The sequence below is a fragment of the Mycobacterium sp. NPDC050041 genome (assembly GCF_049541695.1).
Lineage (GTDB): Bacteria > Actinomycetota > Actinomycetes > Mycobacteriales > Mycobacteriaceae > Mycobacterium.
This window is the reverse complement of sequence record NZ_JBMVDG010000001.1, coordinates 478694-492006: the sequence shown is the minus strand read 5'-3', so window position 1 is coordinate 492006 and position 13313 is coordinate 478694. Positions and strand designations below refer to the sequence as shown.

15 protein-coding genes are annotated in these 13313 nt (G+C 67.3%); 10 read left to right on the top strand and 5 right to left on the bottom strand.

The window, feature by feature from the left end; all coding sequences use genetic code 11:
* Window positions 1–9 precede the first annotated feature (9 nt).
* The 3 genes from ACPCHZ_RS02525 to ACPCHZ_RS02515 all read right to left on the bottom strand — a co-directional run bounded on the left by ACPCHZ_RS02525 (window position 10) and on the right by ACPCHZ_RS02515 (window position 2526).
* Window positions 10–939 carry an SDR family NAD(P)-dependent oxidoreductase gene (locus tag ACPCHZ_RS02525; protein ID WP_423483293.1) on the bottom strand — a complete coding sequence of 310 codons (930 nt, stop codon included), beginning with the start codon at window positions 937–939 and terminating at the stop codon, window positions 10–12.
* A 28-nt stretch (window positions 940–967) separates the two neighbouring features.
* Window positions 968–1855, bottom strand: coding sequence for an alpha/beta fold hydrolase (locus tag ACPCHZ_RS02520; protein WP_423483292.1), 888 nt, complete (start codon window positions 1853–1855; stop codon window positions 968–970).
* A 146-nt stretch (window positions 1856–2001) separates the two neighbouring features.
* Complete coding sequence (locus ACPCHZ_RS02515; RefSeq protein WP_423483291.1) at window positions 2002–2526, bottom strand: hemerythrin domain-containing protein; 525 nt, start codon at window positions 2524–2526, stop codon at window positions 2002–2004.
* A gap of 309 nt (window positions 2527–2835) precedes the next feature.
* On the opposite strand from ACPCHZ_RS02515, the gene ACPCHZ_RS02510 reads away from it, so the two are divergent.
* Window positions 2836–4974 (top strand): helix-turn-helix transcriptional regulator, encoded by a 2139-nt coding sequence (locus ACPCHZ_RS02510; protein ID WP_423483290.1) that lies wholly within the window; start codon window positions 2836–2838, stop codon window positions 4972–4974.
* An 18-nt stretch (window positions 4975–4992) separates the two neighbouring features.
* Here the strand turns inward: ACPCHZ_RS02510 and ACPCHZ_RS02505 are convergent, their stop codons facing one another.
* Entirely contained in the window at window positions 4993–5463 is a 471-nt protein-coding gene (locus ACPCHZ_RS02505; protein WP_423483785.1) for a DUF1348 family protein, read from the bottom strand.
* Window positions 5464–5686: 223 nt separating this feature from the next.
* Here ACPCHZ_RS02505 and ACPCHZ_RS02500 point away from each other — a divergent pair, with 223 nt between their 5' ends.
* The 3 genes from ACPCHZ_RS02500 (at window position 5687) to ACPCHZ_RS02490 (ending at window position 7170) form a co-directional block, all read left to right on the top strand.
* Window positions 5687–6208 carry a hypothetical protein gene (locus ACPCHZ_RS02500; RefSeq protein ID WP_423483289.1) on the top strand — a complete coding sequence of 174 codons (522 nt, stop codon included), beginning with the start codon at window positions 5687–5689 and terminating at the stop codon, window positions 6206–6208.
* Window positions 6208–6447 carry a hypothetical protein gene (locus ACPCHZ_RS02495; RefSeq protein ID WP_423483288.1) on the top strand — a complete coding sequence of 80 codons (240 nt, stop codon included), beginning with the start codon at window positions 6208–6210 and terminating at the stop codon, window positions 6445–6447. Before ACPCHZ_RS02500 ends, ACPCHZ_RS02495 begins: the two co-directional genes overlap by 1 nt.
* A gap of 258 nt (window positions 6448–6705) precedes the next feature.
* The gene (locus ACPCHZ_RS02490; protein ID WP_423483287.1) at window positions 6706–7170 is read left to right on the top strand and encodes a TetR family transcriptional regulator C-terminal domain-containing protein; all 465 of its coding nucleotides are present in this window, start codon (window positions 6706–6708) and stop codon (window positions 7168–7170) included.
* On the opposite strand, the gene ACPCHZ_RS02485 is transcribed toward ACPCHZ_RS02490, so the two are convergent.
* Complete coding sequence (locus tag ACPCHZ_RS02485; protein ID WP_423483286.1) at window positions 7103–8101, bottom strand: oxygenase MpaB family protein; 999 nt, start codon at window positions 8099–8101, stop codon at window positions 7103–7105. The genes ACPCHZ_RS02490 and ACPCHZ_RS02485 overlap by 68 nt on opposite strands.
* A gap of 153 nt (window positions 8102–8254) precedes the next feature.
* On the opposite strand from ACPCHZ_RS02485, the gene ACPCHZ_RS02480 reads away from it, so the two are divergent.
* From ACPCHZ_RS02480 to ACPCHZ_RS02455, 6 genes are read left to right on the top strand one after another with little or no spacing between them, the layout of a single operon-like run.
* On the top strand, window positions 8255–9007 hold the full coding sequence (locus ACPCHZ_RS02480) for a glycoside hydrolase family 16 protein (RefSeq protein ID WP_423483285.1): 753 nt from the start codon (window positions 8255–8257) through the stop codon (window positions 9005–9007).
* A gap of 50 nt (window positions 9008–9057) precedes the next feature.
* Window positions 9058–9705 carry a maleylpyruvate isomerase family mycothiol-dependent enzyme gene (locus ACPCHZ_RS02475; protein ID WP_423483284.1) on the top strand — a complete coding sequence of 216 codons (648 nt, stop codon included), beginning with the start codon at window positions 9058–9060 and terminating at the stop codon, window positions 9703–9705.
* 52 nt (window positions 9706–9757) lie between these two features.
* On the top strand, window positions 9758–10576 hold the full coding sequence (locus tag ACPCHZ_RS02470; RefSeq protein WP_423483283.1) for an SDR family NAD(P)-dependent oxidoreductase: 819 nt from the start codon (window positions 9758–9760) through the stop codon (window positions 10574–10576).
* 40 nt (window positions 10577–10616) lie between these two features.
* Window positions 10617–11573 carry a hypothetical protein gene (locus ACPCHZ_RS02465; RefSeq protein WP_423483282.1) on the top strand — a complete coding sequence of 319 codons (957 nt, stop codon included), beginning with the start codon at window positions 10617–10619 and terminating at the stop codon, window positions 11571–11573.
* A 30-nt stretch (window positions 11574–11603) separates the two neighbouring features.
* Complete coding sequence (locus ACPCHZ_RS02460) at window positions 11604–12104, top strand: SRPBCC family protein (protein ID WP_423483281.1); 501 nt, start codon at window positions 11604–11606, stop codon at window positions 12102–12104.
* Window positions 12101–13117, top strand: coding sequence for an LLM class flavin-dependent oxidoreductase (locus tag ACPCHZ_RS02455; RefSeq protein WP_423483280.1), 1017 nt, complete (start codon window positions 12101–12103; stop codon window positions 13115–13117). The genes ACPCHZ_RS02460 and ACPCHZ_RS02455 overlap by 4 nt, the downstream gene beginning before the upstream one ends.
* The last annotated feature ends 196 nt before the right edge of the window (window positions 13118–13313 follow it).

Below are 13313 nucleotides of genomic sequence, written 5' to 3'. Positions count from 1 at the left end.
CCGTCGATGTCAGAGCTGCGTGAGCGCGGTTGCCTCACGCCACAGACGTGCCGCGTTGTCGCCGTCGAGCGCGTAGTTCGCGACCCCGCCTGCACGGCCGAGATCCTCGGCGCGTTCGGCGACCACCTCGGCTTCGTTGTTGTTCTCGAAGTACCGTCCGCCGATCCCGTCGACGAGCGGCGACGCCGCCAACAACACCGATGTCGACGCGCCCTGCTCGACGGTCTTGCGGAACTCCTCGGGAGTGCGCAACCCGCCGGTGTGCTTCTGCAGGCCCGTGGCGATCGCGCCCGGATTCAGTGCATTGGCGATGATTCCGTCACTCGCCCACCGCGCCGTCACCTCGACCGCCAGCAGTACGGTGGCCGTCTTCGACTGTCCGTAGGCGGTCATCGGATCGTAGGGTCGAAAACGGTAGTGCAGGTCGTCGAATACCACGGGTGAGAACAGATGGCCGGTGGAGCTGACCGACACCACACGCGCGCCGCCGGCCGAGGCAAGAGGACCCCGCAACGCCACGACGAGCGCGAAGTGGCCGAGGAAGTTGCTCGCGAACTGCATCTCACACCCCAGCGCACTGCGCTGCAGCTCCGGCAGGGCCATCACGCCGGCGTTGTTCACCAGAATGTGCAGCGGACCGTTCCAGCCCTGCGCGAATGACGTGACCGATGCGAGATCGGACAGATCGAGCTGCGCCGCGACGATGGCGCCGTTGCCTGTGGCACTTCGTATCTCTTCTGCGATCTTCCGGCCCGCATCGAGTCGGCGAACACCCAGCACGACCTCGGCGCCGGCCGCGGCCAACGCCCGTGCAGTCTCCACGCCCAGGCCGCTGGTCGCGCCCGTGACGACGGCCCGCTTGCCGTTGAGGTCGACGCCCCGTATCACCTCATCGGTGGTCGACTCGAAGCCGAACGGCGTCATCACCGGCTGCAACACGTCACGTCCTTCGATGCCAGCTGCTGTCTCAGTTCGCCGGCCCGGTGGCCAATGCTCGCGGCATGAAGTCGCGGATGTACCCGCTGATCTCCTCGCCGTGGGTTTCCAGCGCGAAGTGGCCGGCGTCGAGGAGGTGGAATTCGCCGTTGGGGAAGTCTCGACGGAACGCCTCCGCGCCGGCGGCTCCGAAGATTTCGTCGTTCTTGCCCCAGGTGACCAGCAGCGGGGGCTGGTGGGTGCGGAAGTACTCCTGGAATGCGGGATAGCCGTCGAGGTTGAACTGGTAGTCCCAGAACAGCTGCAACTGGATGGCGTCGTTGTCTTTGCGGTCCAGCCCGAGCTGGTCGAGCTGCCAGGTCTCGGGCGCGATCCGATCGAGACGGTCGACGGGTACGCCGTGGGTGTATTGCCAGTAGGTGGTTTCGGGGGTGAACTTCTCGCGCACGCCTTCTTCGTTGGCGGCGCGGTCCTTCGCGTGAGCGAACAGGATGTCCCAGAACGGGGTGAAGCCCTCCATGTAGGCGTTGCCGCTCTGGGTGATCAGCGCGGTGATCCGTTCTGGTCGCCGGCTGGCGATCCGCAGGCCGATCGGAGCGCCGTAGTCGTGGATGTAGAGCGCGAACCGGTCAAGGCCGAGATGAGTGATCAAGCCTTCGGTGATCTCGGTGAGGCGGTCGAAGCTGTACGTGAACTGGGTCGTTGTCGGCATCGCAGAGCGGCCGAACCCGACGTGATCGGGCGCCACCAGGTGGTACGAATCGGCCAGGGAGTCGATCAGGTTGCGGAACATATGCGAGCTGGACGGAAAACCGTGCAGCAGAACCAATGTCGGATTGGCCGGATCGCCGGCCTCGCGGTAGAACACCTCGAGTCCTTCGATCGTCGCCGTGTGGTAACGGGTGGCAAAAGCAGTCAAGGACATCACCTGTTCGGAAGCAATGGGCGTGGTGTGCGTCGGCGCTGCCGACCCCTTGGAGCCGACCACGGAACAGTGCCGGTGCGAATCCGGGATGAACCCCAGTGACGCGGAGCGTCGCACGAGACGGCGCGACGCTCAGGCTGTCAGGAGTGCCGTTCGATGTACTCGTCGGCATCCTTGTCGCGCCCGTCGATGCCCTTGACGGCTTCGTGCTCGGCATAGAACCGCAGCCACTCCATGCCGAGCTGGTGCCGCAGTTCCAGGGAGGCGCTCTTGATGAAGTCGGGCATGGCCTCGCGTTCCTCTTCGTCGAGGTGCTCACCGTTCTCGGTGCGTGCCTTGAACACCGCCTCGAACCATTCCTCGCTGCCCGGCCGGTACTTGCGTGACGAACGCACCGCGTCGCGGATCGCATTGTGGTCGGTGATGGCGTCCTCGGTCTCCTCCCGGGGATCGCCCTCCGGATTCCCGGGGTCCTTGCGACCACCCTGCTTCAGCAGCGCCGGGTAGAACACCGTCTCCTCCGCTTCGGCGTGGGCATCGAGGCGAGCACTGAGGACGTCCCAGACCGCGGCAAGCTCCTCGTCGGATCGTGCGTCGTCGAGGCGGAAGAACTGTCGGCGCAGCCAGTCGTGATCGGCGTACACGAGCTCGATGATGTCTGCCATCTGTTCACTCCTGATTGCTCTCGCCCGTCCCGCGGCCACCGCGCGACGACGAAGGGGGTACCCGTGCAGGGCCCGTCCGAACACGAAGTCATGCCGAAGTGGCGCCACCAAGATTCGGCTAGCTTGGGTCTGGACAGGGGAGATGGCAGGCGTGGAACACATTGAGCGATGAGCGGAATGGCCCCGCCGGCCGGCTCCGCGTCCTCGTCGGGCGCGCCGCGGAGTGCGCGATGCTCGACAAGATCACTACCGCACACCATCCTCGACGAGGCGGTGTCCGGACCGCTGGATCCACGGGTGTCAGCGCGCGTGATCGACGAAACCGGGGGCAACCCGTTGGCGATGCTGGAGCTGCTCGGGGAACTCACCGCCGAACAGCTGGCCGGGCGGTTCCCGCTACCGCGCCGCCTGCCGGTCGGTCGGCGGGTGGACGTGCACTTCCTGGCGCAGGTCGCCACGCTGTCACCGGAGGCACGCACCCTTCTGCTCGTCGCCGCGGCCTGTGCCGACGAGAAGCCGTCGACAGTGTGGCGAGCCGGCGCGCTGCTTGGGGTGGCCGCAGCGGCAGCCAATCATGCTGTGCAGCAGGGAATCATGTCCCTGGAGCCGCGCATCGCGTTCCGGCACCCGCTCATCCGGTCGGCGGTGTATGACGGTGCGACACCCGAGGAGCGCCAGCGCGTGCACAACGCGCTGGCCACGGTGGCTCATCGTGACGGTGATGACGACCAGGCGGCATGGCACCGGGCGGCCGCCGTGACGACGCCCGATGAGCCGATCGCCGCTGACCTGCAGGCCTCGGCGGAGCGCGCCCAGCGCCGGGGTGGCCACATCATGCAGGCCGCATTCCTGACGCGCGCCGCTGAGCTGTCACCCGACGCCCGAGGCGGCGCGCTGCGGTATCTGGCTGCTGCGCAGGCGTACTTGGCGGCCGGCGACGGTCGGCTCGCCGAGGCCCTGATGACTCTGGCGATGCCGGGGCTCGGCGGCGCCGGCATGGACGTCGCGGTGCAACGGCTGTCCGCAGCGATCTCGGTGTTCTTCTCCCGTCACAAGGACGCGCCAGCCGTCTTGTTGGATGCGGCGACGAGAGTCGATCCGGCTGACGTGTCACAGATCCGGCAGATCCTGTTCGACGCCATGCAAGCCGCGATCGTCGCCCGCCAATACACCGTCGGCACCACTCTGGAAGAGGTGGCCCGCACGGCGCTGAGTGCCACTCGCGACCCGCGAAGGCCCCCCAGCGGCAACGACCTACTCCTGGACGGCTTCGCGACTCGAATCGCCAGCGGTTACGCCGACGCAGTCCCGCTGCTGCGCTCTGCGGTGGCGATGATGTTCACCGACGAGACGGCCGCGCACGTCGACATCCCGTCGACGATCCTGGGATGGTTCGCCGCCGACGACGTGTGGGACGAGCAAGGCCGTCGCGCGATGTTCGAACGCGCCCAGGACATGGAGCGCCGAGCTGGGGCCTTGGGAGCGATGCGGATCACCCTGGCCGGCCTCTCGACGTCCCAGGTCTGGGCTGGAGAGATGAAGGACGCCGAGAACAGCTATGGCGAGGCCGCCGAGATATCCGCGCTGATCGGTGTGCCGCCCCCCGCGACGACCGGGGTGCTCTTGGAGGTGCGCGCCTGGCAGGGCCGAGAGAGCGAGAGCCGCGCGGTGGCATCCTCGACCGCGGACTGGGGTCGTCAGAAGGGCGCTGCCGTCCTGGAGGTCTTCGCGTTGATGGGCCTGACCATCTTGGAACTCGGTCTGGGCCGCTATCCGGAGGCCCTCGTATGGGCCTTGCAGATATTTCACGACGACCCGCCGGGCTTCGGTAACCGGGTGCTGCCCGAGGTCGTGGAGGCCGGCGTGCGCGGCGGTGACCGAGCCGCCGCTGAGGCAGCGTTGGCGCGGCTGACCGAACGCGCCACCGCCTCGGCCACCCCGTGGGCTCTGGGTGTCTTGGCGAGGTCGCGAGCGCTGATGGCCGCCGACGCTGACGCCGAGATGTTCTACCTGGAGGCGATCGGTCAACTGGCCGGCACCGCGGTGCGTACCGAGCTCGCGCGGGCGCACCTGCTCTACGGGGAGTGGCTGCGCCGCAGGAAGCGTCGCCGCGACGCGGAGGCACAGCTGCGGACGGCGTACGACATGTTCACCGCGATGGGTGCCGCCGCGTTCGCCGGCCGCACGGGTGCGGAGCGGCGCGCCGCAGGCGGAGCCGCGGCAGACGCGCCGCGAGCGCACGACCCGTTCGGTCTCACACCACAGGAGGCCCAGGTGGCACGCCAGGCAAGTGCCGGCGCGACCAACGCCGAGATCGCCAGCCGACTGTTCGTCACGACGTCCACCGTCGAGTACCACCTCAGCAAGGCCTTTCGGAAATTGGGCGTGACGTCCCGCCGCCAACTCGCGTCCGCCCTCTCCGAGGACGGGCGTCCCGGCCGAATATGAGCAGATGCTCAGGGGCGGTCAGAGCCCCAGATCGCTGAGGCCGGGGTGGTCTTCGGGTCGAGGGCCGAGAAGCGGCCAATGAAACTTGCGGTCCTCGTCAGCGATGGGCAGATCGTTGATGCTGGCGTGACGGGCCCGCATCAGGCCGTCGGGATCGAACTCCCAGTTCTCGTTGCCGTACGCGCGGAACCATTGACCGGTCACATCGTGGTACTCGTAGGCGAACCTGACCGCGATCCGGTCGCCGTCGTACGCCCAGAGTTCCTTGATCAACCGGTATTCGAGTTCCGTGGCCCATTTCGAGGTCAAGAATTCGACGATCTCCTCACGACCCTGGAGAAAGGTCGAACGGTTGCGCCACCGGCTCTCTGTCGAGTAGGCCTCGGCGACCAGCTGGGGATTCCTGGTATTCCAACCATTTTCAGCAGCGCGCACCTTCTGGGTGGCGCCTTCGCGGTCGAACGGTGGGAGCGGGGGACGCGTCGTCATGTCGTGCGGCTCCGTCCGCTTGCCGGAAGTCTCATCGGTCCAGAGTTCCACATCGAAATGATGCGGCGCCTGAGACCGATCCCCGCATTTCTCTATAAACGCAGAGAATGTCGGCTAGGCTGACAGCATCGCTGCATCGAGTGCTTCCAGAGCTGTTCGCCGCTACCGGCTTCACGTCGTTGCCCGCGATGCCGTCGAGGTCGTCACTTCTATCGGGGGATGGGTGTTCGACCAGGCGATGGGTGGGTGGGATGTGCGCGCGAGCCTCACCGATCGGGGTCACGTCCGCGCGTTGCGAATTCTTGGTGTGCGAGTGATCGACATCGGCCCGCCGGCGGTGGCGCGCGACGCTGACGCCGACGACGACGCCGACGCGACGATCCTGGCGGTGTCGCGGGCGGTGTATGACGCCGACCCTGCCGTGCGCGACATGGCGCGTGCCGCGTCGCGCGAAGGTCGTGCCGAGGTGGTCCTGTGGGGTCGTCTTCCCGGCGAGCCGCAGCTCGGCGCCCGCTGTCGCACTGCGTGTTCGAGTGCTGCTGCCCGGGTGTACAAATCCCATGCGATCGCCGCGGCGGGCGGCGTGCATCTCGCCCCGCGCGAGATGCACGGCGACGAACACCTAGAAGTCCTCTGGGGCCCGCCCGTTGCGGCTTCGCGCACCGGCGCCGGCACGAGCCCGACCATCGACGCGGCGAGTCGGCCGGTCCTGCTGGATGCGTCGGCCGAACACAGGTCGCGGTGATGAGCGAGTGGAAACCGTTCGACATGGTGCTTCCTGCGCAGTTGAGCCCGCGCGAGGCAGCCCGCCGGCTGTATGAGCAGGTTCGTCTCAACGCCACCGAGGCCGGTGACTTCGTCGATGAGATCCGCATGGAAGCCACCGGTGAAGAACGCGACGGCTGGCAGCGGTGGCAGGTCGCCTACCGGCCGGGCCCGCCGTCGTCGTTCCCGGCGTTGCCGCGCGTCCTGCCGACCGTGTAGCCGTTGGCGGCGCGCCGCCGTACGCGAATCGGTGATCAGGCGCTTACCGGTATCTTCTGATTCATCAGCGAACGTCGAAAGTACAACGCTCCCGAACGGCGGCGGGAGCTGGCCGACGCTGCCATCGACCTCCTGGGCAGCCGAGGCGCCCGCGAGATCAGTCACGGCAAGGTCGACCGCCACGCCGGGGTCCCGCCCGGCACCACCTCGTTCTACTTCCGCACCCGTCGAGCGCTGCTCGGAGGAATCGCCGAGCGGATGACCGAACTCGACATCGCTGACCTGTCGAGAATGGCCGAACTCTCCGGTGACGCCGCAGAGGGGTTCACCGGCACCCGCGGCCTGGCGGCACTGGTGATGGCGTCCTACGCCGAGCCTTATCGCACCCGCACGCGCGCCCGCTACGAGCTGGCCCTGCATTCCAGTCGGGAACCCGAGTTGGCTGCGAGTCTCGCGCGGTTCACCGTGCGGGTCACCGACCTCATTCGCCGGGTCATCCGAGAGTGGCATGGGGACGACGGCGTGCCTGATCCCATCGTCGAGGAGCAGGCAGCCATGTTGATGACCTGCATCAACGGCGTGATGATGAGCTTCGCCCTCAGCACGCCGGTCGTCACCGATGCCGATCACCTCGACGCCTGGATCCAGACGATCCTCACCGGTGACGAACCGGCGGTGGTGCCGCCACCACGACGTAGGAAGCGCCGTGCGGATCAGCTCTGACCGCGGCGGCGTCGATGTCGTTGTGAGAGTGAGCGTTCACTCGCCGGGTCGCCATCGCCACGTGCGGGGGAGTGTCGAATGCCCAGCGGGTCAGTTGGGCGGATCGACGCAGGTACGGCTGTGCGATCCATCGATTCACGGTGTCGGGCAGGGTCAATCCCGTCATTTCTCGCGCCCACCGCGGCGCCAGGGTCATCCCGGCGCGAAGGTAGAACTGGTGCGCCGCGACGTCCACCGGGCCGGGCAGTGGCGGTAGGAACGGCGCTGCGAGCAGAAAGTCGATGAACGCTCGGGTCTGCTCATTGACGGCCAGCTTCGGACGGACAGCAGCGACGAGTTCGGCCAGCTCGATGGTCGTCTCCGGCACGCGCTCGGCGCCACTCATGCGGCCGATCACGGCCTGCTCGGTCAGATACCGGTCGCGTTCGGCCGGGGTCAGCGGCCGGTTGAACCGCTCGAAGGCGGTCATCACCATCCACGGAATGCACGTGTGTACCCACGCCAGCAGATCCGGGTCCAGGGCGCGGTAGGCGACGCCGTCAGGCCGCGCCCCGGAGACCTGCGCGTGCCGGTTGCGCACTCCGGTGATGAGATCGGTTGCCGCGGTGGTATTCCCGAAGGTGGTGCCCAGGACGTAACCCATGGTGGTGCGGGCACGCCGGAATGGGTCGCGCTGGTAACTGGAATGGTCTTGCACGCCGGCAATCACGGACGGGTGCAGTATCTCCAACACGATCGCCGCCGCGCCGGCCGTGGCCACCGAGCCGATGTCGCCGTTGATCTTCCAGGAGATGCTGCCGGGTCCGCCGCACAGACCGGGATCGCCGGCGGGGCCGCCGTAGAGGTCCGGCTGATCGTGGCGGCCACTGACGTCGTACACCGATTGGGTCAACCGTTCGCGCAACACCACACCGCTCCCTCGCTCAGCCAAGTGATACATATGAGGTCTTAGTCATACCACATGTCTCATACCCAGAGAAGTGCGATGTGGCTCAGGTCGGCGCACTACTGGCATCGAGTCATCAACTCGTGCATCGCAAAGGCGGCTGAGGCGCCGCAATGGGAGCGCCGTTATTCTGCCGGGGTGACGTCAGTGACGTTCGACGAAGCCTTCACCCATCTCGACCCGTCGATCTGGACGGCGGCCTACCTGCCGGCGTGGAGCTCACAGGTGGACGCGGCGGCAACCGTGCAGACCGGTCCGGCCGGGTTGGAGCTGTCAATACCTGTGACACAACCGCTGTGGTGTCCTGATCTGCATGACGGTCCGCTGCGGGTCTCAGCGATCCAGAGTGCCAATCGGTCCGGTCGGCTCGGGTCCTCCGACGCACCGCAGCCCTTCCGGGAGGACCTGATCGTCCGGGAGGAACAACCCACAGTGCTCGGATTCGTGCCGCACTTCGGCCGCATTGCCGTCACGTGCTCGGCCGAGCTGAGTTCGCGTTCGATGTTCTCGGCGTGGATGGTCGGACTCGAGGACGAGCCCGAGCGATGCGGCGAGATCTGCCTGGTGGAGGTCTTCGGCGACAGCGCCCTCGGCGGGCATGCCGACGTAGGACAGGGCATCCACTGCTTCCGCGATCCGGCGCTGCGCGAGGACTTCTCAACACAGTCATGTGCTCTGGATGTCGGAGAGTTGCACACCTACGGGGTGCACTGGCGACCCGGCGCGGTGGAATTCAGCATCGATGGTGTCACCACCCGCACAGCGCAGCAGGCCCCCGACTATCCGATGTTCCTGATCCTCGGAGTGTTCGACTTCCCCGATCGCCCCGGCGATCCCGCCCACGTGCCGCGCCTGCGCGTGACGCGAGTGACGGCGAGCCCATTGACCTGAGGACGAAGCGGTGCCGACCCTCACCCGCCTCGGGGCGATAGTGTGCACACGTGCGCCTGAGCCGAGGTGAACGTGACCAGATATTCATGGCGGTCGCCGCCGAGCGCCGGTCCATCGCCGAACTTGTCCGTGGCCTCGATGCCGAACAGCTGGCCACGCCGAGCCTGTGCGCCGGCTGGGATGTGAAAACCGTTGCTGCGCATCTTGTCAGCGACTTCGAGGACGGCTTCCGGGGGTTCTTGATCAGTGGCATTCGTCATGGCAGCCTCGACCGCGGGATCGACGCGCTGGCCCGTCGTCGGGCGCGCGACTCGGCCGTCGACATCGCGCAGGCCCTCGAACGAGGGGCCGATCACCGGCTGAGCCCGCCCGTGGCCGGGCCGTTGTCGGGTCTGGCCGACATGTTGGTGCACGGCGGTGACATGCGCATCCCCTTGGGTATCGAACACCGACCAGATCCTCTGCTGGTGGCCCGCGTCATCGACTTCCTGACGGGACCAACGCAGATCGGCTTCTTCCCCCGCCGTCGCCTCCGCGGTATCGCCCTGTACGACGAGGACACCGGCCGATCCTGGGGTGAGGGCGCGGCGGTCCGTGGGCCCGGCGTCGCGGTGATGATGGCGATATGCGGGCGGACCGTGGCATTCGACCTGCTGACCGGGTCCGGTGTATCCGTTCTGCGGTCACGTCTCGCATGACCGGCGGCCGCCCTGGGGACGCGAAGAGCATTAGCCGAAGGAGACCGCGGACATGAGCGACGAATGGCGAGCGAAATATGGGCCGTGGGCGCTGGTTGCGGGCGCATCCGACGGAGTCGGTGCGGCCTTCGCCGAGGCGGCCGCCCAGCATGGGGTGAACGTCGTTCTCCTGGCGCGTCGTGCGGAGGTGCTCGACGAGGTCGCCGACTGCATCCGTCGGCGCACCGGCGTCGCCACCCGGGTGCTGGTCACCGACCTGTCCGCGCCTGACGCGGTGCCGTCGATCGTCGATGCCACCTCCGACCTCGACATCGGATTGATGATCTACTGCGCGGGGGCCGACGCCGACTTCGCTCCCTTCCTCGAGAACTCCGTCGCGGCGGCCGAGAGCATGCTGCGGCGGAACTGTCTGGTTCCCATGCAACTGGCGCATCATCTCGGCCAGTCGATGGTGCGACGCGGGCACGGCGGCATTGTCGTCCTCAGTTCGGGCGCGGGTTTCGTCGGCGCTCCGAACATGGTCACCTACGGCGCGACCAAGGCCTTCGACATGATCTTCGCCGAGGCGCTGTGGTGCGAATTGCAACCGCAGGGTGTCGACGTCCTGGGTGTCATCCTCGGCGAGACCGACACGCCCTCACTGCGTCGTCTGCGCACCGCTCGGGGTCTTGCCGAACCGGATGCCCCGGTGCCTGGCGCCACGACGGTCGACGAAGTCGTCGACGCGGCGTTCACGAATCTCGGCAAGGGTCCGACGTGCATGGCAGGCAGGCAGATGCGGTGGGGTGCTCGCCTCATCAACCCGATTCCTCGTGGTCTTCTCGTTCGACTGATGGTCCGAATGAGTCGCCGCACGATGGGATCCGCGTGATGAAGCGCCTGCTGCTCAGGCGGGGTCGGCGGTCCGTCCGATGACGATTCCGGCTCGAGGCGAAGTGCCTTTCACGCATCTGCTCGCGCTCAATCCGGGCGGCCAGTCACTCGTGAGAGTCGATGTGTCCGACGGCTCGGTGACCGAATTGGTCGGCGGGCTGTCCGCATTCCCCGACGGAATCGTGGTCGACCGGCGTCGTCAGCTCGTCTACTGGACGAACATGGGCGCGCCGACGCTGCCTGCCGGTCGCGCTCCATCACAGGAGAGCGATCTCGACTTCTATGCCCGCAACGGCTCGATCGAGAGGGCCGCTCTGGACGGATCCGGGCGGACGTGGCTTCTGCGGGAAGGAAGCTTCGTGACCGGCAAGCAGCTGGCCGCGGCATGGTCCAGAGGCCGTCTCTACTGGGCTGATCGGGAGGGCGCAGCAGTGCGGAGCGCCGCTCTCGACGGCACCGGCATGCGCGATGAAGTGCTCACCGCGCGAACGGATGCCGAACGTCGCGTCGCACGAAATCAGTGTGTGGGGATCGCGGTCGACGAACAGCGCGGGCATCTCTACTGGACGCAGAAGGGCCCGTCCGACGGCGGCGACGGCCGGATTCTGCGTACGCGCCTCGACATTCCCTTCCGAGCGAGGGCAGACGGTCGCGAGGTCGAGGTGCTCTGGGCCGGGCTACCCGAACCGATCGATCTCGAGATCGACTCCGGCGCAGGCCTTCTCTACTGGACCGACCGCGGCGCGCCGCCGTCGGGGAACACCCTCAACCGAGCTGAACTCCCCGACGAAGGCCAGGTCGGCGGCGCCGTGGACATCGTGTCCTCGGGGTTCCGCGAGGCAATCGGGCTGGCGGTGGATTCCGGCGCCGGCATCGCCTACGTCAGCGACCTCTACGGCGACATTCGCGCCGTTCCGCTGGGCAAGGGCAGTGAACGCGTGGTGGCGCACGTCGCGGGTGGCCTCACAGGACTGGCCGGCGTCCATGCCGCGTAGCATCGTATGACCCTCGCTGACGAAGGATGCATGGTGCGATACCGCGATCAGCCCACCGTCGAAGTCACACAGATCGTGGCCTGCGACACCGAGACCGCATGGCAGTACGTCGCCGACATCGAACTGCCCGTGGGCCGTTCGGCTGAACTCAAGCGCGTCGAGTGGCTCGACGGTGCCGACCACGTCGAAGTCGGGGCCCGCTTCCGCGGGTGTAGCCAGCACGATGCCCTCGGCGACTGGCAGACCATCTGCGAAGTCGCCGAAGTCGAACCCGGCCGGCGCTGGACCTGGAACGTCCACGGCGCCGAGGGTGTCACCGCTACGTGGGGCTTCGAAGTGGAGCCTTCCAGCCGGGGCGCCATCGTCCGCCAGTGGGCGAGGATGGGCCCGGGTCCTTCGGGCCTCACCTTCGCCATTTCCGCCACGCCGGAGAAGGAAGCCAGGATCGTCGCCCGACGCCTCGAGGAGTGGCAGCAGAACATGCGCGCCAATCTCACGTGGCTCGCCGAGCAATTCGGCCCTGCGTCGTGAAGGTCGGCCTCGTCGTCGAGCCCCGCTTGCCGGGCGCCGCGGACTTCGCCTCCGAGGTCGAGCAGCTGGGAGTGCACTCGCTGTGGGTGCCCGAAGTGTGGGGCTACGACGCCCTCACCGGCCTCGCCTACCTTGCCGCGCACACGGAACGCATCGGACTGGGAACCTTCGTGGTCCAGCTCGGTTCGCGCAGTCCCGCACTGCTCGCCACGTCCGCGCTGAGCCTGCAAGAACTCTCTCACGGCCGATTCATGCTCGGTGTCGGAACCTCCGGACCACGGGTCATGGAGGGATGGCACGGCGTTCCGTTCCGCAAACCCGTCCAAACCACCCGAGAGACAATCGAAATCCTCCGGATCATCAGCCGCGGTGATCGGCTGCAGCACTCCGGTGAGATCTACCCCCTGCCGCTGCCCAACAGCAGCGGCGCTGCACTGCGGCCACTCGTGTCACCGCGCCACGTCCCCGTCTACATCGCCGCCATGGGTCCGCGGAACCTTCGACTGACCGGCGAGGTCGCCGACGGCTGGCTGGGAAACGCCTTCATTCCCGAGGCCGCAGAAATCTTCCTCGGTCCACTGCGGGAGGGTGCCGGCGCCGCCGGCCGCATCCTCGGCGACCTCGATCTGGTGGCTCCCGTCGCCCTCGAATTCCACAGCGACACAACAGCGGCCGACGCCGCCGCCCGCCGTCACGCCGACGGCTACGCGTTCACCATCGGCGCCATGGGCGATCGCGGCCGCAACTTCTACAACGACGCGTTCAACCGCCTCGGTTATGAACGCGAGGTGGCGCGCGTCATCGAACTCTGGCAGGCCGGGCGACGGGACGAGGCGCGGGCCGCAGTCCCCCTCGACCTGGGCCGCCTCACCAACCTTCTCGGAACATCGGAGGCCGTCGCCGAGCGCATCGCCGCGTACCGCGACGCATCCATCACCACCCTGCTGGTCAAACTCGACGGCGATCACCACCACCAATTGGCCACGTTGAAACGTCTGATGCCGATCGTGTGAGCCATGTCACCGTCGAATGCGGCGGTGAACGGATTAGCTGAGCTAGGTATTTGACGCGAAGCGATATTTCTTGAGGCCCCTGAGCTGCGCATTCAGCGGTTCAAGACGTGGAATCGAAAATCGGAGGTTTCGCTGCCCGGCCGCGGGGAATCTATGGGTCTGCGAGCCGGGGGGCGAGCACACGCTCGGGGTCATA

Bases quoted from the DNA above. Each gene is read 5' to 3' on its own strand.
- ACPCHZ_RS02515 (WP_423483291.1), bottom strand. From the start codon at position 2,526: ATGGCAGACATCATCGAGCTCGTGTACGCCGATCACGACTGGCTGCGC.
- ACPCHZ_RS02470 (WP_423483283.1), top strand. From the start codon at position 9,758: ATGAGCGACGAATGGCGAGCGAAATATGGGCCGTGGGCGCTGGTTGCG.
- ACPCHZ_RS02505 (WP_423483785.1), bottom strand. From the start codon at position 5,463: ATGACGACGCGTCCCCCGCTCCCACCGTTCGACCGCGAAGGCGCCACC.
- ACPCHZ_RS02495 (WP_423483288.1), top strand. From the start codon at position 6,208: ATGAGCGAGTGGAAACCGTTCGACATGGTGCTTCCTGCGCAGTTGAGC.
- ACPCHZ_RS02465 (WP_423483282.1), top strand. From the start codon at position 10,617: ATGACGATTCCGGCTCGAGGCGAAGTGCCTTTCACGCATCTGCTCGCG.
- ACPCHZ_RS02460 (WP_423483281.1), top strand. From the start codon at position 11,604: ATGGTGCGATACCGCGATCAGCCCACCGTCGAAGTCACACAGATCGTG.
- ACPCHZ_RS02490 (WP_423483287.1), top strand. From the start codon at position 6,706: ATGACCGAACTCGACATCGCTGACCTGTCGAGAATGGCCGAACTCTCC.